Here is a 21,236-nt window from a genome sequence, read left to right on the forward strand (position 1 = left end):
ACACGAGGGCGCATTCACTATTTTGATTTATTTAAAAAGCGTTGAACAGCTTCATTATGAGCGTCACTTTCCCATAGTTTTGCACATAATCGAATCTCTTCCATCACGCGTTCATACATATTTTTTTCTTTCCAATTTCGAAGTTGTATCTCTTTATACGCTTGGTGGACGGATGGATGTATTTCCCTCATATCAACAATGAAATTTTCAAGGGCTTTTTCCTTTGAACCTTCAAATACGACTGACGCCCAACCCATTTCATATAAACGTTGTGCGTTATAACTTTTAGCGTCTATTAGCATTTTTAAAGCGTGGTCATGTCGTAAACCTCTTTCAAATAGATAAGTTCCTCCACCCCAACCACTTGTGATCGATAGAGTTCCTTGAATAAATCCACATTTAACATGACTAGCAACGAGACGAAAATCACAAGCCGTTGCAATTTCACACCCTCCACCAACCGCCGCTCCGTTAACAAGGGCAATCGTTGGCACACGTAAAGTAGCTAAGTCATATAAAATATGTCCCATTTTACTAAGCATACTAAAGGCTTCTTCTTCAGTATGAAGACTATGAAATTCAGACAAATCTCCACCAGAGCAAAAGGCTTTTTCACCGCTACCCGTTACGACTAAAAAACGAACATCTTGTTGATGTTTGATATATGAAATCGTTTCTTTTAATCCTTCCATCACTTCATCATTGACCGCATTTCTTTTTTCTTGTCGATCAATCGTAAAGGTTACAATCCCATCATTGTTCTCCATTTTGTAAGCCACAACTAAACATCCCCTTTAAAATGAACCTATTCCATTAAAATAGTAAAGGAGCTGTCTATAATTTACAAGGGAGTTTCTAATATAGGAATTCCTTTTGTTTTATACTTTCATTTATTTAAACAAATAAAAAAGGCTATTAGAGAGCCATGGTCTCTCTAATAGCCTTATCATTAGTAAATACTGAATTATTTACTAACTACTTCTTTACCTTTGTAGTGTCCACAAGCTTTACAAACGTGGTGAGCTAATGTTGCTTCGCCACAGTTTGGGCATGCTACCATACCAGGTACAGATAATTTGAAATGCGTACGACGCTTTCTTTTTGCAGTTTTAGAAGTTCTTCTAAATGGTACAGCCATTATTGGCACCTCCTTACAGATTATCTATTCATCTGTTTGATCAAAATACTTAGCTAAATCAGCAAGTCTTGGATCCACTTTTGGTTCGTCATTTTCCTTTTGACGAGCAACATCTTCATCAGTTGAATAGCTCCAGCCTTTACCGCCTTGTACTTTTCCTTCCGTATCCTCTTTAAATACTTGCATCGGTACTTCAAGAAGTACAAGTTCTTCTAGTACTGGTTTTAAGTCGATTACTTCACCATCAATATAATGTATATCTTCATCGTCATGACCACGATGTTCAGGATCTATCCAGCTGAAAACCTCAACTGCATCGACTTCAATTGGATATTCAACATCTTCCCAAGTTCTAGATTCAGGAAGTGTTAATGTCGCTGTCATCGTAAATTGACATGTCATTTGCGATGCACCGAAAGTACAGTGTCCTTTTACATGAACGGGTGAAATATGACGAATATCTTTGTTTCGTTTCATTACATCATCCAATTGTACTTCTGCATCTATCGGCATCCCATTTTGGCGATACTTCGATAATTGATGAATTGACCATTTCATTCATTAATCACCTCGAGACAACAATGTTGATTATATAATGTGTATTTTTAGATGTCAAGATATTTTCTTGTCACTAGACAAAATGAGTACTATAATTTTTATAAATTGATAGTAGGAAAAAACGATTTTTAGGAGTGTAGCAAATGAAAGCAGTCGGCGTTGTTGTTGAATATAATCCGTTTCATAACGGACACCTTTATCATGCAAAACAATCAAAAAATCAATCCAATGCCGATGTCGTCATTGCTGTGATGAGTGGACATTTTTTACAACGAGGTGAGCCGTCTCTCGTTGATAAATGGCATCGAACAAAAATGGCATTACAAAATGGTATAGATCTTGTTATCGAACTTCCTTATGTTTTTAGCACTGGACATGCTACCCACTTTGCAGAAGGGGCTATAACGCTTTTAAATGCAATTGGATGTGAAACTTTTACTTTCGGAAGTGAAGAAGGCACTATTGAACCATTTTTCAATACGTATCATTTAATTAAAGCCCATGAAGAGGAATACAACTCGCTAATAAAACAGTTTGTTACAACTGGGATTAGTTATCCCCAAAGTTTATATATGGCATACGAGCAACTGCGACAAAAAGTATCAAAAGCAACAATTGATTTATCTCAGCCAAATAACATTTTAGGCTATCACTACATCGAAGCGGCGAAACGATTGAATTTATCCATTGAACCGTCAACCATTCAACGTATTCAAGCAGGCTATCACGATAGCATCAATGTCAATTCATCCATTGCTAGTGCAACTGGAATTCGAAAAGCCATTTTTGAAGAACAATTATTACAAAGGGTGAAAAAATACGTCCCTTCTGAAACCTATTTACAACTGGAAAATTGGAACAATCAATATCATACATTTATCCATTGGGAATCATTATGGTCATACTTGCGTTACGCTATTTTGAGAAATACCCCAGAACAGTTAACCCAATTCGCCGATGTATCTGAAGGAATTGAACATGCACTAATAAAAGCTGCTAAAAAAAGTGATTCCTTTTTCGACTTTATGAACAATGTGAAATCAAAAAGGTACACTTGGACAAGGCTTCAAAGAATGCTTACTCATATTTATACTGGGATAACGAAGGAACAGCTTCATCAATCTTCTAAACCATCTTATATTCGTTTATTAGGTATGACAACAACTGGACAAGCTTATTTATCGGAAAAGAAAAAACAATTCACCCTTCCATTAATAAGCCGAGTTGCTTCTGTTAAAGACCCAATGCTTGCATTAGACATCCGCGCAACCGATATGTATGCACTAGGAGTGGAATTATCAACGAAAGAAAAGATAGCAAAGGATTATCAAACTCCCCCTATTCGTTTATAAAAAAATATTAAAAAGGGATGACACTAATGTCACCCTTTTTTTGGTTTTAGTTGTTCTAAATATTCTAAAGCATCATCAATCGTTTTAACTGGTACAATTTCCATATCTGTACCGATTGTTTTAGCCGTTTCAACAGCAGCTTCATAATTTGATTTTATATCCGGATTGGCATGACGCATTTCATCGGTTATTTCATCATCAGGAGCAAAAAAGATTTCGATTCCGTCTTCATCTGCTGCTACTACTTTCTTCTCAATACCACCTATACGTCCAACAGTGCCATCTTCATTCATTTCACCGGTACCCGCAATATGATAACCTTTTGTTAAATCTTCATCGAGCAGTTGGTTTAATATTTCCAATGTAAACATTAACCCCGCTGAAGGACCACCAATATTTTCAGTATTTACTTTCACATTCGGTTCAGTTTTAATAAGTTTACTTTCAGAATAAGTAATTCCAATCCCGACCCGATTATTTTCTGCACCAGGAATTGGTTTTAATGAAACAGTCCGATCCAATAATTCATCGTTACGATCGATGACAAGATGTACTTTGTCATTTTCTTTCTTCTTACTTAATATATTTGTAAGTTCCTGTGCCTTTTCAATTAACTGACCATCCACTTCAACAATTTCATCACCTGCATGTAATTCACCATCTGCTGCTCCATCTTTTAAAACATTTAATACCGTTACCCCATGATACTCGATCGTATAAGGTAATTTTGCTCTTTGAAAAGCAATATAAAGGGCATTAAATTGAGAATCCGTCATTAACTTAAGCTGCCGAACACTATATTCTTCATCGTCCTCTTCCTCTTGTCGAACTTCTTCTTCTTTGTAAATTTCTTCAAAGTCTTTGAAATAGGCGATCGCATATGTAAGAGGTGTTGCTGGAGCCATTGCTACCGTCATTAAGCTCATTGTTCCTTCATGATTTTTATCTCCGTCTTCCACCGTAACAAATTCACTTACATCATAGGCACTTCCAGGTTTCATAATATAATAGTCCAGCTTATAGAAGCTGAGAAAAAACACAATGATAAGCGAGATAATTAAATAAACAAGGGATTTATTCAATATGTATGGCACCTCCTGAAGTTACCTTTTATAGACTATTTTATTCAAGTGTCGCATATATTAGTTTAGCATTTGCTTAAATGGAAAACAAAAATTTGAAAAGAGATGATGCTTATTCCACTACTTTATCTATTGATTTGTATATTGTTGATTTGCTTGCTACTACTTTTCCCAGGAATCGCCCATGAAGGTACGGATTTAGGGGTAGAACTTTTTATGGAGGCACTCTTTCCATATCTATTGCCATATTTAATATTAACCCAATGGTTTATACGATTAACACCAACAAAAAGTAAATCTTCTTCCAGATTCAAATTATATTTTAAAACTTATGGTATTAGTGCCCTTGGTGGTTTTCCAACTGGTGCTGCGACTATTACTTATTTGAAAAAAAGCAATCAAATTTCCCTTCGTGAAGCAAACATCCTTTTAAGTATTTGTCATAGTCCAAGCCCATTATTCGTTTTAGGCTTTGTTGGGAACGATTTATTAAATAATACTGCATTTAGCTGGAAATTTTTAATTTTATATCATGCCGTTTCGATCATTATTTTAACCGGAGCTTACTATTACTGTCGTCGAGAAAAGGAAAGCGACTTTACTTCTGCTGTTCCACCTAGTAACCAATTGAATCCTTTTACTAGCAGTATTAAAGATAGTATACCGACTGTATTAGTCGTTGGATCTACCATTATTTTTTTCACGACGATTTACACGGTTGTCATGCATTCTGTTAAAAGCTTTTTCCCAGACATACATAATAATCTGATGCTTCTTATAGCAGCAATGCTAGAGATGACAAACGGTTTAAAAATTGGACAAGAACTATTTTCGAATCAACCAACCTTACTTCTAGTAATTTTAGCAACTTTTTTAACTAGTCAAAGTTTAAGCATTCATATGCAAGTTGCTGTTATTGCAAAAACGGAGAAACTGTCGTTAAAACCATACTTTTTCATGAGACTTTGCTATACCCTTCTTATTCCAACCCTTTTCTACCTACTATTTCTATAAAAAAATCGACAAAATCATCTTTGTGATTTTGTCGATTTTATTTATTGTTGACTATATTTTTCGATTAATGCCTTTTCAATGACTTCAGGAACTAGTCCAGAGACAACTCCACCATAGCGGGCTACTTCTTTCACAATACTTGAACTTAAAAATGAATATTGATTTTTTGTCATAATGAAAAAGGTTTCAATCGATTCATCTAAAAACTTATTCATCGAAGTAATTTGCATCTCATACTCAAAATCTGATATAGCCCGTAAACCACGAACAATGGCCTTCGCATTTTTTGCTCGGGCGTAATCGATTAGTAATCCAGATGAACTTTCAATGCGCACATTCGGAATATCCTTTGTTACCTCTCGAATAAGGTCCATTCTTTCATCAATTGAAAAAAGTGGATTTTTTGATGAATTGTTTAAAACGGCTACATAAATAATATCAAATACATCCGCTGCCCGTTTAATAATATCTAAATGTCCATTCGTAATCGGATCAAAACTACCTGGTACAACTGCAATTTTTTCAGACAATGGTTTCTCCTTCTTCCCTTTATCAATTACATATGAGTAGACCGATAAATTGAAATGATCGTACTACCATATGTTTCTTGACGAGTTAATTGATATGGACCATAATTCGATGGCAAACTTACTTCAACTGCATGTTCACATACGATAATGGCATCTTTTGATAATTTATCATTTTCTATTAATGTACTTAATAAATCGTAATATTCTGTTTTACGATAAGGGGGATCTAAAAAGATATAATCAATTTGAAGATCCCTTTTTATTAATCCTTTCACAGCACGGGTTGCGTCGGTTTTGTATGTTTCAGAAACCTCTTCATAACGACATTTTTTTATATTGTCCTGCAACGTTTGAAAGGCCCGTCCATCCTTTTCAACGAAAATTGCTTTACTCGCACCTCTACTTAATGTTTCGATGCCTAAGCCTCCACTACCTGCAAATAAGTCTAAAACGATACCACCATCAAAAAACGGTCCAATAATATTGAAAATAGACTCTTTCACTTTATCGGTTGTTGGTCTTGTCGTCGTACCTGTTACAGCCTTTAAAGGCATTCCTTTTCTTTCACCTGCTACAACTCTCATATGATCACCTTGCCTTTATTGTTAATTGCTGTAGCTATTTATCGTAATGGTTGTATCATTCTTAGTAATTTCCGCATTGAATAATTTTTTTAACCAGTTTTCTTCAATATAATATGTCCCAGCAATGATTGTGATTGGCTCTGACGTTGTATTATACCGTTGTTCATTATAAACATAAAATCCATAGTTTTGTGGAAATCTGTATCGATTCGATTCATTTTCTACGTAGTATCCATTTTTTCCTACTGAAGTTTTAAAGCCGAGCTTTTTCAGAACAGCATCTGCTGGATAGAACAACATACTATCTTTATACACGATATCCCCATCAAGTATTTTTTCAGAGTTCAAATAAATTTCTCTACTATCAAGAAATAGTAAAGGATAAACCCCATCCATTTTCTCATTCATTGTAAAATATTTTGTATGAAGGTCAAAAATAGATGATAATTCTTTATCTAATATTTCTGAAGAAATTTTTTCACCTTTTAACGATTTTAACTTCTCCACCCAACTTGATAATTGATCATCTGACATGTTAGTTGTTAAAGTATTAACCATTTCCTTTGCCTTGTCCCCACCGATTGTAGAATCGGTTAAAAATGAAGTAACCACTTCCCGTAACCATCTTGGGTTTTCATTTAATTGATAGTTTTTAGCCACTTGGAATAGAGGAATATTTTCCAAAATTGATTCCAACGAAAAATCTTCTAGAAATAAAATTCTTTCTCCTTGTCCATCCACATTTTTAGCTTGTACAATGGCAATATGTTCATCTGATAATAACTTCGAAGATTTTAATTGCTTCGTAAGATCTGGTGACAAAGGATTAGAAGAATAAAAAGAGAAATGATCAGATAGTTGTTGTACCGTTAAATCACCAACTTGCCAATAGAGCTCATGAACTCCACCAGCACCACTAAACATTGAATAATTAACAAGGGACAAGGATTGTTCTCCGATTAACGGTAACCCAGTTACCCAACTACCTTTTACATCATTATCAGTTGAAATATGTACTGTTGAATATGTAGCCTCACCATTGGAAAGGTTGACAAATATATCTTTTAAAAACTGTTGAGAAGTTAAATCACCTTCCAAAGGAATTATGTATGATAAAGCTTGACTATGTCCTTCTCCCGATTCAAACTTCGTCTTATCTTCGCTTAAACGATTACAACTATTAGCAGAATCCATAAAACAATCAGGGCTTACAGCTAAATTTGGCCATTGAATGTTAATCGTTCCACTTGGTAAATTGTGAAACTGATGACGAATATCTAAGTTTCCGCTCCGGTAGGTGATATCAATTTCTTGAGTATATGAGAAATTACCATCCCCTGACTCGAGCTTGTCGGAATAAACTTGATACTGAAAAAAAAGCATCACACTTATTGAAGCAATAAGCACTCCAAAAAAACTTATTGCATATTTCATGTGCCTAACCCCCTACATCGTGATACTATTGTTATCGGAAAGGATGTGTGAAAGTTGATTCAACAATTTATTGAATTAGGACAAGGTTATGGAGATATTTATGAACTTTGCGAACTCATTAAAACAAACGAAAACAGATTCCATAATGCTTTTATTTTTATTTCAACTAAAGGCGACAAAAAAGTCGCATCAATTGCTGTAGCATTGAAACCTGTTGGGGATAGCAAATTTATGCCTATTTATATTTGTCGTGAAGGGATTCCATATACACCGGAAAACCCTTCTAAAAGACTTGAAATATTTGAAGAAACATTAAGTGAAATAGGAAAAAAAGCTATTCCAATGGAAATTAAGCATTCTTCATTCTACTCTGAAACCGTTTTGTTCTATCAACATTTAATCGGTATTTTAAGAATGAATCATTTCATCCCACCAAAGCAATAAGAATGATCTTGGTTTCCTCGCAATTATAAACCTACTTTATAATCATATTCTTTTGCTTTATCCGGTTTCGCATTTTCAAACTCAGTTTTTAAAAATGGACGAAACGATTCAACAACGTCTTTCACAAATGGAAGACGTTGTATTTTATTCAACGTTGATTGTATCTCATCCCGATTACAATAAATGACGACATATTTTAACTTTCGAGAAATATAATGAACATGTCCATATTTTCTTAAACTTTTTGCATGTTTTAGCTGATGAACATAAACAATTAAACCTTGTCGTTCCTGCATTTCAATTCCCTCATTTCTTACATAAAAGCATACCATAATGTCAATTTTGTTAGCAACAGAGTTTAGTGACACGGGAGAAGAATTTCCGTTATAATCATCTTTATAGAGTTAACTTGTTTTTAACTATTCATTCACAAAAATAAAATAGAATGGTATTCATCTGAAATATGAAATTATATAATTGAACTGTTCCATTATGAAGGAGGATCTCAATGGGAAAGAAAACGAAAGTTGCGATTGCAATTGCTGCTGCCAGTGCAGCAGCATGGGCCGGAAGCAAAGCGATATCAAAGCCACAAAAAAGAGAAGATAAGGAAGTTTTACAACATACTCATCCAATCGTTCTTGCACATCGTGGCGGCTCTCACCTAGCCCCTGAACATACAATGATTGCCTTTGAAAAAGCTGTATCTTTAGGTGTCGATGGTTTCGAAATCGATATTCGTTTAACAAAAGATGAGGAAATTGTTGTCTTTCATGATGAAACAGTAGACCGTACAAGTAATGGTGCCGGTTTTGTTAAAGATTTAACAATTGAAGAGTTAAAACAATTAAACTTCGGATATCACTTCGAAGATTTAGAGGGAAACTTCCCTTATCGTGAACAAAAAGTTGAAATCGTAACATTACGGGAATTATTTGAAATTTATCCGAATATGTACATTAATATTGACATTAAAGATGGACCAGATAGTTACGAAGGTAGTTTAATGCCATCAAAATTATGGCGTCTTATTGAGGAATTCGGAGCTGAAAACCGTATTGTTGTGACAAGCTTCTATAGTGAGCAAGTTGATCGTTTTAATTTATATGCCCAAAATCAAGTTGCTTTAGGGGCTGGAGAAAATGATGTAAGAAAAGCGTTTACAGCATTTACTAGTCAATTTGGCCATTTATATCATCCAAAGGTGGATGTTTTTCAAATTCCAACAAAATTTGGTGTCGTCTCTTTAGAGTCATCAAAATTTATTCAATTTCTTGGAAAACTGAATATCCCAGTTCATTTTTGGACGATTAACGATCCTAATACGATGGAACGTTTAATTAAATTAGGGGCAAAAGGAATTGTAACTGATCGACCGGATATCGCCGTACCATTATTACAGCAATTAGAAGAGGAACGAAATAAAGACAAAAAAGAGTAGATGAAGTCAAAAAGACTTGATCTACTCTTAAAAAAGGGTAACTTTTCGAAGTTACCCTTTTTCCATTATGCTGAGCAAGAACAGCTTCCTCCGCTACCACAACCACTTCCACAGGAAGAATTTGTTGCAAAGAAAGGGTTACTTACAGGTACTTTAACTGCTTCAGAAACAGATTTTCCAATAATTAAACTAATTTCATCCAATAAATCTTGGAAATCGTTCTCTGCTAGTTTTAAACTCGCAACACGTTTATCTAAATCAAGATTTCGTTTTTGTTCGCGAATTTTTTTCATGATTGTATGATAATCAGGATGATATTTACCAAAACGTTGTACATCCTCATATTGTTCTTTCATTCGTGTAAATGCTCGTATTTGCTCTACAAGATCTTCATTACTATAAACATCATGATAAGCATTACGTAACTTTTGAGCTTGTTCTGAAGAGAGGAGCATTGCACTCAATTCATCTGCTTCATCTAAAATGAAGGCCCATTCTGATGTCATTATCACCATTATTTCCTCCAATCTGATATTATCATAGCAGAATTTGAATCATGTTTGTATAACAATGGCTTATAATTATGTTATTAGTATATTTTAACATGTTAATTGCGTTGTATCGAATTGTTTGAATGATTAATAATAGAGAAGAAAGTTGAACGAAAAAATAGTTATTCTACATGATCGGTAAGACGTTTTTCGAGAACAGCCTTGACACATTCGTAATCGGAGAATTGTATTTCTTTAGTACCAATTGTTTGTGTCGTCTCATGCCCTTTCCCAGCAATTAATATTGTATCCCCTTCTTTTGCATTAAGGATAGCTGTTTCAATCGCCTTTGCTCGATCCAATATCATTTCATATTGCTGTTTTGGAGAAAATCCAGCTGCAATTTGTGAATTAATCAGTTCTGGATCCTCACTTCTTGGATTATCAGTCGTTAAATAAATGAAATTCGCATATTTCGAAGCAACTGCGCCCATTTTAATCCGTTTATGTTTATCCCTATCTCCACCACAACTAAAGACAACAATTAAATCTCTCTTTACAGTTTTATTTAACGTTTGCAATACTGCTCGTAAAGCAGCCTCGGTATGGGCATAATCAATATATATATCTAAATTAAAATCATTTGGAATTGCTTCAAGCCTACCTTTTGGTAAAGTAAGCTTTTCAGCTGCTTCGCAAATGTCTGCAATCGGAAATCCGAGTTCACTTACCGATGTAATCGCAGCAATCGTATTTTGCAAATGATGTTCACCAACAAATGGAACGGAAAATACCTTTTGCCCTTTATTACTTTGAAGACAGCAAGTTGATGTTGTTACCCCTTCTGCAAGAAGCTGCAATTGATAATCGACCCGATTTCCTAGACCAAAATAGGCTTTTTTCTTTTTAGCTTGAAGCCCAACTGTACGACAAAACGAATCGTCCCCATTTAAAACAAGTCGTTCAGATAATGTGGAAAGGATTTGTTTTGCTGCTTTATATTTATCATAGGACCCGTGATCTTCAATATGATCCTCTGCTAAGTTTAAGAAAACACCTATATTAATAGCACAATCATCTAGTCGATGCTTTGCAAGTCCCATGGAGGATGCTTCAAGTACAACATATTCCACTCCACGACTTACGGCAATTTTTAAAATTCTGTGTAAATGTTTCGGTTGTAAAGTTGTTAAATGTTCATAATCTAATAGTAACTCTACTCCATTAATATAAATTCCATTCGTTCCAATCACTATTACATTTTTATGTAGTGCGTGTAGTAGTTGACCGATAAAATGACTGACGGTTGTTTTTCCATTTGTTCCTGTAATAGCAATAACTTGCATTGCTTCAGCTGGGAAATGATTTAGTTTAGCAGCACTATACGACATGAATTTTAAAACATTTGGAACCCATATTACTGGAACTGATAGCTTTAATGTATCTAATTGTTTTTCATCTTCAATTACTATACCGACTGCTCCATTTTCAATTGCCGTATCAACATATTTTAGTCCATCCGATTTTCTACCTTTACGAACGATAAATAAATCGCCTTTTTTTACACCTTGTGCATAATCCTCTATTCCAGTTACTTCAACTCGAATTGAGCCACCTTTTACTGTACATGGCCATTCTTTTAAAAGTTCTGCCAGTTGCAAGTTGTCACTCCTTTTCCCTATTTTATGCCTAGGTTTTTATCGTGACACTAAAAAGTGAAAGGCTAAGAAAAGACTGGACACAACGAAAAACCCTTTAGTCCAACTCGACTAAAGGGCGACTTTATTCATCTTCATTTTTTTGAATAAATATTTGTGTATAGTAATTGATAAAAACTCCTGAACCGACGTGGGTATAATCACTACTAAGCATATACTCCCGGTGCGTTCTAGAATTTAGCCAACCATGGGCAGCTTCTATCGAATCAATATAAGCCGTCGCAATATTTTCTTCAGCTTCTTCATAAAGAATCCCTTCTTCCTCTAATCGGTCCTTTAATGACCCATTTGTCGGCGAATCATGGGATAAATAATTTTCTGTATACATATCTTCACTATGTTGCATAGCAACTACTGATACATACACATCATAATTAATGATTGGTATATCGTTGTTCACACGAAAAACGTTTAACAAATCGAAAAGCTGTGCTGCACTGTCTTTATTACTTTCTTCTATTAAATAGGAATTCGGGCTTGGAGGTGATATTAACTCACCTACAAAGGACATTTCATAAGGGCGGTGTAAAACTAAAGTTTGACTATCTAAAAAACGTATACCACTCAATTTTCCACTTTCACTATCGATATATAGTTGAGCAAAAATGTCACCTAATTTAGTTAAGATCCGTGTATTCATATCATCTTCGCTCAATGTAAAGGTATAAATGTTTTCACCAATTGTAGCTGTAATCTCTGACTCCATAATCGTCATTTGGTAAATTTCCGCCAATGATTGACCCATTTTATACGGAGAGACATCTGCTAATTCACCACTACTATAAGCTTGGGTAACCTTATTATCTTTCACTGCAAACATACTAAATTTGTTATAATCCTCGTTATATACCCACCAATCGTAACCATATGGCGAACGGTCATAACGAGATGGCTCTCCAAATAGCTTTAATAATTCATTACTTTGTTTACCGATAAGTGTTGATATTCCTGTTTCAGGACGTGGTAGTGCATCTTGAATTTCTTTCGGCTCGCTATCCGTTTTGGGTATAACTTGTGATGATGAATTGGGTCCTTCTAATGGTTCATAATTATCTTCCATGTTTGAAGAGTAAAAAAAGATAATTGCAAGCAAGGACAGGACGATTAAGATTCGAAAAAGAGTTTTCATGCGTTCTTTATCCTTTATTTTTATTAGTACTATTATATCAATAATATCGTGGTTGACACAATGTTGCCATTGCAACAAAAGATATTTTGCTCTATTATAAAAATTGAGCGTATACTTCATGTACGATTTTGCTAAAGGAGGATTTATTAATGTATTTTGAGAACAAAACACTTGAAAATATAACAGCTGAACAAGAACTTCTTGTAAGTGTTATGGGAAAAAACGGTCTTGAATGTGACGGTGCTTGGGACTACGATCGTATGACTTTCGATAAACGCTTTGATTTAAAAGAAGGTCGCTATTATTTACGCGTATTTTGCAGTGCCATTTCTGGGGATGTTGGTAATCGTAGCGCTGTATTAAAAATTGGTAAACCAGCTCTTGGTAAATACTATTATCCACACGGTGTTGAATACGGTGAAGATGAAGTTTTCCCAAAACATTTAGTAAATGAATGCGAACAAATTTTAGCGAACGTTAAAAAAGATTTTGCAGCATATGGTATCGAAGCTTAATTTCAACATTTAAGGTAAGACACTTTGTCTTACCTTTTTTATATTATTTAAAACAAAAAGGGCAATCAGTTAGATTGCCCTTTCGTTCCCATTAAAATCCTAAGATTGCTTTTATTAAAGATGTCGTTTGTCCACCTTCATAAATAACATATAACAGTAAATAAACTGCTACCCCTGTTATTGCTACGAAAAACCAAATAATACTCGTGATTGGTCCGATTCGACGATGGATCGTTAATTTTGTTTTCAATCCTGTAATTATGCTTACAAGTCCAAATACTGCTCCCACTGTCGCTAAAACAATATGGAAAACTAAAAAGAACGTGTAATAACCTTTTAATTCCTCTGGTCCACCAAAGGAAGTGTTTCCGATAAAAATCGTTCTAGAAGCGTAAATGATAAAGAAGATTGACGCCGCTACGCCAGCAGCTAACATTACTTTTTTATGTGCTTCAATTTTTCTTTTATAAATTAGACCCCATCCAATTGCAACTAAAACGGCACTTATAACAATAAATGAAGTACTAATCGTAGGTAGAATAGGTACACCCATTAAACATTCTCCTATCTTTTAGTAATCTATATTTTCTTTATATAAACAATTTAATTAAAATTGTTGCTCTGTTGCTTTGCTGCTTGAAAATCTCTTAATGCCTTTTCGTTAATATCCTTCTCATCTGCTTTTTCAACTCTCCACCATTCAAAAAATACTTTAAACAATACAATACCAAAAATAATTTCTTGAATGATTTTCATTAAAACCCCACCTAATTGTTGATCAGATAGAGGGCTCATATTATTAAATAGCTCTGGTCCAGACAGTGATAACCCTGCTAATGTTGTAGAAGGAACACAAAGCTCCATCGCTTTTAACCAAGTTTCTCCATCCGTATATGTGGCGTACATTGGATTTGGATTAAAGATGATTAATGCACAGGCAGGAGTAATTAAAACCGCATTGGCGATAATATAACCTAATTTTGATAGATGTTTCATTTTTCGCTGCCCCGGAACATTACCTACTAATGGCCAGTTCATAAAGAAGGCTGCAGCAAATAAAAGGAAAGTAAAAATAACATGATACGTTTCATTCAGCTTAATAACATCAAAAATACCAGGCATATGATACAAAGAAAACATCAATGCAAACACAAAGGCTGCAACAATCGGTTGTGTAAATACTTTAAAAATATTACGTACAACCGGCGCTTCAATCATGACTTTCCAAACCCACCATGGAACACCTTTGATCAAGAACATTGGAACTAATAAAAGTAGAAAAGCCATTTGAACCATATGATATGTAAACATAATATGTGACATTAAATCAATGGGTGAGCCTTTTAGTACATATAATAAAATCATTGCTAATATAAAGTATACTGCTTCATTTCTCTTTAAGGGCTCACTTACTTTAAACGATTTTCTCCAAGTAGTTGTTAATAAAAAATAGAGAACGGTTAACAATACGATAAACCCAATTAAATAAGGACTCCATAATGCTTGAAATCCAAATATACTTAACGGCATAAATCATGCGCTCCTTTAAACTTCAGTAGTTCTATTATAGAACGCTTACATCATAACATCAATGAACGAACTATGACAATTAACTATATTTGCGGTAAAAAAAAGCACTTCTAGATTGCCTAGAAGCGCTTTTTTCAATCTTACCACCAAATGATCGTTAAGAAAGTTAAGAAGAATGTAAATGCAATTACAGCTCCAAACCATACGAATGTTTGGATAACACCGATATGGTGTCCTTTCTTATCATCCATATGCATGAAAGAATATAGTTGTAATACAACTTGTACTGCAGCTAGTAGTAGAATAAAAGGCTTAATGAAATAAGCGGAAAAATCAGCAACTACTACAGTAAATGCTAGAAATGTTAAGAAAATCATAATCGCAAAATTGATTACTTGCTTACGCATGTGCACGGCGTTATGATGACGCTCATACTCAAACTGTGCTTTTGTTTTAGCTTGAACTTGTGTATCGTGTCCCATATTATCCTAACACCCCCATCAAGTAAACTACAGTAAAGATAAATACCCAAACTACATCAATAAAGTGCCAGAAAATAGAAGCGGCATAGTATTTTGGAGCGTTGTATAAGTTTAGTCCACGTCTTGCGTTACGAACTAGTAAGCAAATGATCCAAACTAAACCGATAACAACGTGCAATCCGTGAGTCCCTACTAATGTAAAGAATGCTGAAGAGAACGCGGATTGAGTATAACCAAAACCAATGTGTACATAGTGATAGAACTCATAAATTTCAAGGGCAAGGAATCCAAGACCTAAAAGAACTGTAATTGTCATCCATAATTGAACGCCTTTGAAGTTATAGTTTTTCATATGATACATTGCATAAACGGATGTTAATGATGATGTTAAAAGTAACATTGTCATAACAAATGCTAACGGTAATTCAAAAAGTTCTGCAGCTGAAAATTCCATACCAGCAGGACCTTTGTCTTTTAAAGAAAGGTAAGTAGCAAATACACTGGCAAAAAGCGTAATATCACTACAAATAAAAATCCAAATTCCTACGAATTTATTTTTAGCTTCCGGAGTAGCTTGTTCCGGTTTATCTGGCCAAGTTTGTGGGGTGAATTTAGTTTCTTCCATTATTTGTTACCCCCTTTTCCATAAAGTTGCTCTTCAGTAGCAACAATTTCCTCAACATGTACATGGAAACCAAGATCATCTTTCATTGAGCGAACAATCATAGCTCCAACTGTAATCGCTAAACCAATAATAATAACTGGAATAGACCATGCTTCACCATCTGGGTGATATAGTGCACCGAAGGCAGCAACGAATAAACCAATTGACATAACTAAAGGTAAAATTGAGTTATTTGGCATATGGATTTCACCAAGTGGTTCAGCATATGTCATACCTTCTTCATTACCTTCATGTTTTTCTAACCAATAAGGGTCGTATCCACGTACTAGTGGAGTTTGTTTAAAGTTATAGAACGGTACTGGTGTTTTAAGAGCCCACTCAAGTGAACGTCCATCGCCCCAGTAATCACGACAATTTAATGGTTTAGATTTTGCAGAAATAATGATATTAAATACTAAAATTAGAACACCAATGGCCATCATAATCGCACCGATTGATGAAATAAAGTTAAATAAATCCCATCCTTGGTCTGCCTGGTAAGTGAATACACGACGAGGCATACCCATTAAACCTAAGAAATGCTGAATGAAGAATGTTAAATGGAATCCGATAAAGAAGAACCAGAAAGTCCATTTCCCTAATGTTTCATTTAAAGCACGGTTAAACATAATTGGCCAATAGAAATGCATTGAACCAAAGATTGCTAATACGATACCACCAACGATTACGTAGTGGAAGTGAGCTACGATAAAGTAAGAATCATGTAATTGATAGTCAAGTGGTGCAGTTGCCTGCATAACACCTGTAACACCACCAGCTACGAATGATGGAATAAATCCAAGGGCATATAGCATTGGAACTGTTACTTTAATCGAACCGCCCCAAATTGTTAAGATCCAGTTGAATACTTTCATCCCTGTTGGAACGGCAATCGCCATTGTTGAAACGGCAAAAATAGCGTTTGCAGTTGGCCCAAGTCCAGTTGTAAACATGTGGTGAGCCCAAACCATGAATCCTAAGAAACCGATTAAAATTGTAGCGAATACCATTGAAGAGTAACCGAATAAACGTTTACGAGCAAATACCGGAATAATCTCAGAGAATAAACCGAATGCAGGTAAAACTAAGATATATACTTCAGGGTGACCAAAAATCCAGAATAAATGCTCCCAAATAATTGTATTACCACCCATTACATGGTCGAAGAAATTAGCTCCGAACATGCGGTCAACTAACATAAAGAATAAAGCCACTGTTAGTGGAGGGAATGCGAATAAAATTAATGCACTTGTAATTAAAGTAGTCCAAGTAAATAATGGCATACGCATAAATGTCATACCTGGTGCACGCATCGTAATGATCGTAACGATGAAGTTAATACCTGAAATCAATGTACCAGCACCAGAAATTTGTAAACCTAATACATAAAAGTCAATACCATGACCAGGTGAATATAAAGATAATGATGCATAAGAAGTCCATCCAGCATCAGGTGCTCCACCTAAAAAGAATGATAGGTGTAAAAAGATTGCACCTAGGAAGAATAACCAAAATCCTAAAGAGTTTAGGAATGGGAATGCAACGTCACGTGCACCAATTTGTAAAGGTACAACGGCGTTCATAAAGCCAAATAGTAATGGTGTTGCTGCTAAAAATAGCATCGTCGTACCATGCATTGTTAATAATTCATTGAATGTACCGGCTGAAACAAAATCATTATTTGGTAACATTAACTGAATACGCATTAAAAGCGCTTCTAAACCTGCGATTGCGAAAAACAAAGTCCCGGCTAATAAATACATAACGCCTAGTTTTTTATGATCGACAGTTGTTAAGTAGTCCCATAATGTTGCTCCAAAGCCCTTTTTCTTTGCAACTGCAACAGAGCTCACAACTTTAACCTCCTTCAAGTGTTTCTATCGAAGTAGAAATTATTCTTCTACAGATAAACTCATAATGTAATCAGCAACTGCACTTATTTCTTCTTCAGACAGTTCACCATATTTACCAGTCATTAAGTTACCTGGTTTAACGCTTTCTGGATCTGTAATCCATTTTTCTAAGCTTTCTTTATTGTGTTCTAATACACCAGCAACACGGTTACGGTCACCAAATGTTGTTAAGTTTGGCCCCATAGCACCTGAAGCACCAACGCCAGATACTGCGTGACAAGCTAAACAGCTATTCGCAAATGTTGCTTCCCCTAAATCGGCAGAATCAGCAGATGCTGTTTGACCTTCTGTTGCTTGCATAGAAGCAACCCAATTTTCAAACTCTTCAGGAGCAAGTGTTTTTACTTTGAAGTCCATTAACGCATGGGAAGGACCACAAAGTTCAGCACATTTACCGAAGAATACGCCTTCTTCAAGATCTTTTGACTCTTTGTCAAACTGTAAATAGAATTTGTTCACGTTTTCTACGTTAGTATCCATTTTACCACCGATAGATGGAATCCAGAATGAGTGCTTAACGTCTGCAGCTTTTAAGTTAAAGTAAACTTTTTCACCAGTAGGAACAACAAGTTCTTGTGCTGTTACAATACCTTGTTCTGGATATTCAAATTCCCACCAATATAATTTCGCAGTAACATTAACAGTTAATGCTGATTTGTTTCCTTCTTCGTCAACCTCATCCATTGCTTTTACGTCAGCAAGTTTATAAGTAGAAATTAAAGTAGGAACAGCTAAGATTAAAAGTAAAATGATTGGAATAACTGTCCAAATTACTTCTAATGTATGACTTCCTTCTACTTGTTTTGGCATGTGGTTCTCGCCTTGTTTTGAACGACGGAACTTAACGAAAGCATATAAATAAAGGAATGATACTACTATTACTACTAAAGCCATAATTGTGATGGAGAATAATAGTAAGTTTAATTGTTCTTTTCCCACTGCTCCAGCTGGTTTAAGTGTTGAAATATAATCTTCACCACATGCAGAAAGAAAAACTGTCATTACCGCTAACAGCGAGAAAAGACGCCATTTTTTAAGCCCTTTCATCATAGCTTAATTAACCCCTCTTTCTTTGTTGTATTTTCATGTGTAACTAGGACGTTGGTTTTATAGTTCTATGTGAATCCCTTTTCAAAGAAGAATTCCAAAAATAACAAAAGTCAATTGATCATAATAAATCATCGTTTGTATTAAAAGTTGAACCACATGAGCAAGTTATCCATATTCAATATAATAGCTAAAATAATAAAGCCTGACCAACTTTCCTAAAGTTAAAAGCACTAAGTTTTATAATACCATAAAACAATTAGTCATTTTAAAACTTTTCCTATAGTAGCATTGGTATATTTGCTATTCGATATTCCTCACTATGGGTTCATATGTAAAGTAAATATCCTGTGGATGCCATACAAACTTGAAAAAAGCTAGCGCTTCCATACCGAAAGGAATTTATCCGCTACTACTTATTAGCAGTACGAAGTTGTCAAATAAACTTTTTCAACAGTATCGATACTGCCCTGTTCTAAACTATAGTTTGACTATAGAACACTATGCTCTTATCCCAACTCGTCCCCACATGACGGCGTAAAGATGCCGTAATAACAAAAATTTACCTACAATTTTAAGGAATGGAAACAAAATGTCCGATGCTTCGTTTATTGTTATGAGATTGATTACTCTTTAAATGAAATAAATTTGTGTATTTACCCATGTAAAAAATAGTTCGTACTATGTTTCAATCTACAATCCCTATCATAAAATAAGTGCAGAAATTTTTATCAACGAAGTTTTTAGGACATATCATCAATTCAATGCACGCCCTATAACATTTTGCCTCTCCTTTCATTTTTGTAAGCATATTCCGCTAACAATAACTATATCGAAATTTGTCCTTTATTTCTAGATATTAAGTAAAATTTCGATAAGTTGACCAAAATGCAATTTGGGTTAGCTACATTGTTTTAAAAGAACATCTATATAGTAATCCATTTTAGGGGGGGAAATGTGAATGTAAAAGCACGAATTTATGAACAATTTGTGAAAAGACATAGCCCCAAACTAAGGTCTAACTGTTTGAAGTTGTCTTTTACCTATTTATTCGCTATTATCATAAAAGGCATAAAAGCTTTTTATAAGTTTATAGATAGAAAAAGTAGGTGGCTCTTAAAATGCAACATTATCAAAGTAAATTACTGAAATGGATTGCTTTTGCTACGACAATCGGTATGTTGCTTATTCTTATTGGAGGAGCACTTGTTACAAAAACTGAAAGCGGTTTAGGTTGTGGTCGAAACTGGCCAGATTGTAACGGTTCACTAATTCCAAAAGAAATAACAACTGAAGTTTTAATTGAATTTTCCCACCGATTAGTGACAGGTTCAGTATCTATCCTCGTTCTTATTTTAGTCATTTGGACATGGCGTAAACTTGGTTCTATTCGTGAAGTAAAATTTTTAGGAATTTTAGCAATCTTTTTCTTAGTAGCTCAAGCATTAATTGGAGCTGCTCAAGTACTTTGGGGACAAGGCGACTTCATTCTTGCACTTCATTTCGGTATTTCATTAATTTCATTTGCATCGGTTTTATTATTAGCGATGATTGTTTTCGAAGTAGATAAAAAATTCGATGCCGATAAAGTTTATATAAGTAAAAAACTTAAAATACACACTTTCGGTGTCACTTTATATTCATATATCGTAGTGTATACTGGTGCGTTAGTAAGACATACACAAGCAAGTTTAGTTTGTTCTGATTGGCCGTTTTGTAACAATGAAAATCCGTTCGCATTGCCAACGGGATTACATCAATGGGTTCAAATGGGACATCGTTTTGCGGTTTTATTAATATTCGTTTGGGTTACATATATTGCAATACATGTTATAAGACATTACAAAGAACAGCGAGTTATTTACTGGGGATGGATTATTGCCTTCTTCATTCTACTAGCACAAATGATGACGGGTATGTTAATTATTTTCACAAAGCTTAACTTAATCGTTTCTTTATTACATTCATTCTTTATTTCGTGTCTATTCGGTTTATTCTGTTACATGATTTTACTTGTATCTCGAAGCAACTATAATGAGAAAAATAGTAAATAAATTTAAAGAGGCTGGGACATAACTAGCTTCAAATAGTGGGAAAGGTGAATTTGAGGAAACTCAAATTCACCTTTCTCTATTTTTGTATGTAAATTCTTTTTTTCTTTAGTTAATGG

General features: G+C 34.7%; 23 protein-coding genes. 6 read left to right on the plus strand and 17 right to left on the minus strand.

Annotated elements, in window-relative coordinates:
- Positions 1-17: 17 nt before the first annotated feature.
- The 3 genes from ACH0B5_RS07940 to ACH0B5_RS07950 all read right to left on the minus strand — a co-directional run bounded on the left by ACH0B5_RS07940 (position 18) and on the right by ACH0B5_RS07950 (position 1,696).
- Positions 18-767, minus strand: coding sequence for an enoyl-CoA hydratase/isomerase family protein (locus tag ACH0B5_RS07940; RefSeq protein WP_406927683.1), 750 nt, complete (start codon positions 765-767; stop codon positions 18-20).
- A gap of 197 nt (positions 768-964) precedes the next feature.
- A complete protein-coding gene (gene rpmF / locus ACH0B5_RS07945; RefSeq protein WP_036202717.1) occupies positions 965-1,138 on the minus strand; it encodes a 50S ribosomal protein L32 in 174 nt (57 codons plus the stop codon).
- Positions 1,139-1,162: 24 nt separating this feature from the next.
- The gene (locus tag ACH0B5_RS07950) at positions 1,163-1,696 is read right to left on the minus strand and encodes a YceD family protein (protein WP_122970259.1); all 534 of its coding nucleotides are present in this window, start codon (positions 1,694-1,696) and stop codon (positions 1,163-1,165) included.
- Positions 1,697-1,839: 143 nt separating this feature from the next.
- On the opposite strand from ACH0B5_RS07950, the gene ACH0B5_RS07955 reads away from it, so the two are divergent.
- Positions 1,840-3,048 carry a nucleotidyltransferase gene (locus ACH0B5_RS07955; protein ID WP_122970258.1) on the plus strand — a complete coding sequence of 403 codons (1,209 nt, stop codon included), beginning with the start codon at positions 1,840-1,842 and terminating at the stop codon, positions 3,046-3,048.
- A 29-nt stretch (positions 3,049-3,077) separates the two neighbouring features.
- Here the strand turns inward: ACH0B5_RS07955 and ACH0B5_RS07960 are convergent, their stop codons facing one another.
- Positions 3,078-4,133 carry a SepM family pheromone-processing serine protease gene (locus ACH0B5_RS07960; RefSeq protein ID WP_406927684.1) on the minus strand — a complete coding sequence of 352 codons (1,056 nt, stop codon included), beginning with the start codon at positions 4,131-4,133 and terminating at the stop codon, positions 3,078-3,080.
- Between the two features lie 213 nt (positions 4,134-4,346).
- Here ACH0B5_RS07960 and ACH0B5_RS07965 point away from each other — a divergent pair, with 213 nt between their 5' ends.
- Positions 4,347-5,144: a hypothetical protein gene (locus ACH0B5_RS07965; RefSeq protein WP_241559234.1), complete on the plus strand. Its 798-nt coding sequence runs from the start codon at positions 4,347-4,349 to the stop codon at positions 5,142-5,144.
- A gap of 41 nt (positions 5,145-5,185) precedes the next feature.
- On the opposite strand, the gene coaD is transcribed toward ACH0B5_RS07965, so the two are convergent.
- The 3 genes from coaD to ACH0B5_RS07980 are packed head-to-tail and all read right to left on the minus strand — an operon-like array spanning position 5,186 to position 7,692.
- A complete protein-coding gene (coaD, locus tag ACH0B5_RS07970) occupies positions 5,186-5,674 on the minus strand; it encodes a pantetheine-phosphate adenylyltransferase (protein WP_406927679.1) in 489 nt (162 codons plus the stop codon).
- Between the two features lie 26 nt (positions 5,675-5,700).
- Positions 5,701-6,258, minus strand: a complete 558-nt coding sequence (gene rsmD / locus ACH0B5_RS07975; RefSeq protein WP_122970255.1) for a 16S rRNA (guanine(966)-N(2))-methyltransferase RsmD — start codon at positions 6,256-6,258, stop codon at positions 5,701-5,703.
- Positions 6,259-6,279: 21 nt separating this feature from the next.
- On the minus strand, positions 6,280-7,692 hold the full coding sequence (locus ACH0B5_RS07980; protein ID WP_406927680.1) for an RNA polymerase II: 1,413 nt from the start codon (positions 7,690-7,692) through the stop codon (positions 6,280-6,282).
- A 54-nt stretch (positions 7,693-7,746) separates the two neighbouring features.
- Here ACH0B5_RS07980 and ACH0B5_RS07985 point away from each other — a divergent pair, with 54 nt between their 5' ends.
- On the plus strand, positions 7,747-8,136 hold the full coding sequence (locus ACH0B5_RS07985; protein ID WP_122970253.1) for a DUF7147 family protein: 390 nt from the start codon (positions 7,747-7,749) through the stop codon (positions 8,134-8,136).
- A gap of 23 nt (positions 8,137-8,159) precedes the next feature.
- Here the strand turns inward: ACH0B5_RS07985 and ACH0B5_RS07990 are convergent, their stop codons facing one another.
- A complete protein-coding gene (locus ACH0B5_RS07990; protein ID WP_122970252.1) occupies positions 8,160-8,432 on the minus strand; it encodes a YlbG family protein in 273 nt (90 codons plus the stop codon).
- A gap of 212 nt (positions 8,433-8,644) precedes the next feature.
- On the opposite strand from ACH0B5_RS07990, the gene ACH0B5_RS07995 reads away from it, so the two are divergent.
- A complete protein-coding gene (locus ACH0B5_RS07995; RefSeq protein WP_122970251.1) occupies positions 8,645-9,577 on the plus strand; it encodes a glycerophosphodiester phosphodiesterase family protein in 933 nt (310 codons plus the stop codon).
- Between the two features lie 65 nt (positions 9,578-9,642).
- Here ACH0B5_RS07995 and ACH0B5_RS08000 read toward each other — a convergent pair whose 3' ends face one another.
- The 3 genes from ACH0B5_RS08000 to ACH0B5_RS08010 all read right to left on the minus strand — a co-directional run bounded on the left by ACH0B5_RS08000 (position 9,643) and on the right by ACH0B5_RS08010 (position 12,915).
- The gene (locus tag ACH0B5_RS08000) at positions 9,643-10,089 is read right to left on the minus strand and encodes a YlbF/YmcA family competence regulator (RefSeq protein ID WP_122970496.1); all 447 of its coding nucleotides are present in this window, start codon (positions 10,087-10,089) and stop codon (positions 9,643-9,645) included.
- Positions 10,090-10,250: 161 nt separating this feature from the next.
- Complete coding sequence (locus ACH0B5_RS08005; protein WP_122970250.1) at positions 10,251-11,729, minus strand: UDP-N-acetylmuramoyl-L-alanyl-D-glutamate--2,6-diaminopimelate ligase; 1,479 nt, start codon at positions 11,727-11,729, stop codon at positions 10,251-10,253.
- A gap of 121 nt (positions 11,730-11,850) precedes the next feature.
- Complete coding sequence (locus ACH0B5_RS08010; RefSeq protein ID WP_122970249.1) at positions 11,851-12,915, minus strand: CAP domain-containing protein; 1,065 nt, start codon at positions 12,913-12,915, stop codon at positions 11,851-11,853.
- A gap of 149 nt (positions 12,916-13,064) precedes the next feature.
- On the opposite strand from ACH0B5_RS08010, the gene ACH0B5_RS08015 reads away from it, so the two are divergent.
- Complete coding sequence (locus ACH0B5_RS08015; RefSeq protein ID WP_122970248.1) at positions 13,065-13,430, plus strand: YugN family protein; 366 nt, start codon at positions 13,065-13,067, stop codon at positions 13,428-13,430.
- Between the two features lie 91 nt (positions 13,431-13,521).
- On the opposite strand, the gene ACH0B5_RS08020 is transcribed toward ACH0B5_RS08015, so the two are convergent.
- The 6 genes from ACH0B5_RS08020 to coxB form a co-directional block, all read right to left on the minus strand.
- On the minus strand, positions 13,522-13,983 hold the full coding sequence (locus ACH0B5_RS08020) for a DUF420 domain-containing protein (RefSeq protein WP_122970247.1): 462 nt from the start codon (positions 13,981-13,983) through the stop codon (positions 13,522-13,524).
- A 50-nt stretch (positions 13,984-14,033) separates the two neighbouring features.
- Complete coding sequence (ctaG, locus tag ACH0B5_RS08025; RefSeq protein WP_122970246.1) at positions 14,034-14,960, minus strand: cytochrome c oxidase assembly factor CtaG; 927 nt, start codon at positions 14,958-14,960, stop codon at positions 14,034-14,036.
- A gap of 140 nt (positions 14,961-15,100) precedes the next feature.
- The gene (locus ACH0B5_RS08030) at positions 15,101-15,442 is read right to left on the minus strand and encodes a cytochrome C oxidase subunit IV family protein (protein ID WP_122970245.1); all 342 of its coding nucleotides are present in this window, start codon (positions 15,440-15,442) and stop codon (positions 15,101-15,103) included.
- Between the two features lies 1 nt (position 15,443).
- Positions 15,444-16,067 (minus strand): cytochrome (ubi)quinol oxidase subunit III, encoded by a 624-nt coding sequence (locus tag ACH0B5_RS08035; RefSeq protein ID WP_122970244.1) that lies wholly within the window; start codon positions 16,065-16,067, stop codon positions 15,444-15,446.
- Entirely contained in the window at positions 16,067-17,959 is a 1,893-nt protein-coding gene (ctaD, locus tag ACH0B5_RS08040) for a cytochrome c oxidase subunit I (protein WP_122970243.1), read from the minus strand. Before ctaD ends, ACH0B5_RS08035 begins: the two co-directional genes overlap by 1 nt.
- 39 nt (positions 17,960-17,998) lie before the next feature.
- Positions 17,999-19,069, minus strand: coding sequence for a cytochrome c oxidase subunit II (coxB, locus tag ACH0B5_RS08045; protein WP_406927681.1), 1,071 nt, complete (start codon positions 19,067-19,069; stop codon positions 17,999-18,001).
- 1,118 nt (positions 19,070-20,187) lie between these two features.
- On the opposite strand from coxB, the gene ACH0B5_RS08050 reads away from it, so the two are divergent.
- Positions 20,188-21,120 carry a COX15/CtaA family protein gene (locus ACH0B5_RS08050; RefSeq protein ID WP_341361847.1) on the plus strand — a complete coding sequence of 311 codons (933 nt, stop codon included), beginning with the start codon at positions 20,188-20,190 and terminating at the stop codon, positions 21,118-21,120.
- Positions 21,121-21,236 lie beyond the last annotated feature (116 nt).

Origin of the sequence: Ureibacillus sp. 179-F W5.1 NHS, from assembly GCF_045369345.1 — a bacterium.
Classification (GTDB): Bacteria; Bacillota; Bacilli; order Bacillales_A; family Planococcaceae; genus Ureibacillus; species Ureibacillus halotolerans.

Bases quoted from the DNA above. Each gene is read 5' to 3' on its own strand.
- ACH0B5_RS08030 (WP_122970245.1), bottom strand. From the start codon at position 15,442: ATGGGACACGATACACAAGTTCAAGCTAAAACAAAAGCACAGTTTGAG.
- ctaG (WP_122970246.1), bottom strand. From the start codon at position 14,960: ATGCCGTTAAGTATATTTGGATTTCAAGCATTATGGAGTCCTTATTTA.
- ACH0B5_RS07990 (WP_122970252.1), bottom strand. From the start codon at position 8,432: ATGCAGGAACGACAAGGTTTAATTGTTTATGTTCATCAGCTAAAACAT.
- ACH0B5_RS08020 (WP_122970247.1), bottom strand. From the start codon at position 13,983: ATGGGTGTACCTATTCTACCTACGATTAGTACTTCATTTATTGTTATA.
- rpmF (WP_036202717.1), bottom strand. From the start codon at position 1,138: ATGGCTGTACCATTTAGAAGAACTTCTAAAACTGCAAAAAGAAAGCGT.
- ACH0B5_RS07940 (WP_406927683.1), bottom strand. From the start codon at position 767: ATGGAGAACAATGATGGGATTGTAACCTTTACGATTGATCGACAAGAA.
- ACH0B5_RS08035 (WP_122970244.1), bottom strand. From the start codon at position 16,067: ATGGAAGAAACTAAATTCACCCCACAAACTTGGCCAGATAAACCGGAA.
- ACH0B5_RS07980 (WP_406927680.1), bottom strand. From the start codon at position 7,692: ATGAAATATGCAATAAGTTTTTTTGGAGTGCTTATTGCTTCAATAAGT.
- ACH0B5_RS08050 (WP_341361847.1), top strand. From the start codon at position 20,188: ATGCAACATTATCAAAGTAAATTACTGAAATGGATTGCTTTTGCTACG.
- ACH0B5_RS08010 (WP_122970249.1), bottom strand. From the start codon at position 12,915: ATGAAAACTCTTTTTCGAATCTTAATCGTCCTGTCCTTGCTTGCAATT.
- ACH0B5_RS08015 (WP_122970248.1), top strand. From the start codon at position 13,065: ATGTATTTTGAGAACAAAACACTTGAAAATATAACAGCTGAACAAGAA.
- ACH0B5_RS07965 (WP_241559234.1), top strand. From the start codon at position 4,347: ATGGAGGCACTCTTTCCATATCTATTGCCATATTTAATATTAACCCAA.
- ACH0B5_RS07995 (WP_122970251.1), top strand. From the start codon at position 8,645: ATGGGAAAGAAAACGAAAGTTGCGATTGCAATTGCTGCTGCCAGTGCA.
- ACH0B5_RS07950 (WP_122970259.1), bottom strand. From the start codon at position 1,696: ATGAAATGGTCAATTCATCAATTATCGAAGTATCGCCAAAATGGGATG.
- ACH0B5_RS07955 (WP_122970258.1), top strand. From the start codon at position 1,840: ATGAAAGCAGTCGGCGTTGTTGTTGAATATAATCCGTTTCATAACGGA.
- rsmD (WP_122970255.1), bottom strand. From the start codon at position 6,258: ATGAGAGTTGTAGCAGGTGAAAGAAAAGGAATGCCTTTAAAGGCTGTA.
- coxB (WP_406927681.1), bottom strand. From the start codon at position 19,069: ATGATGAAAGGGCTTAAAAAATGGCGTCTTTTCTCGCTGTTAGCGGTA.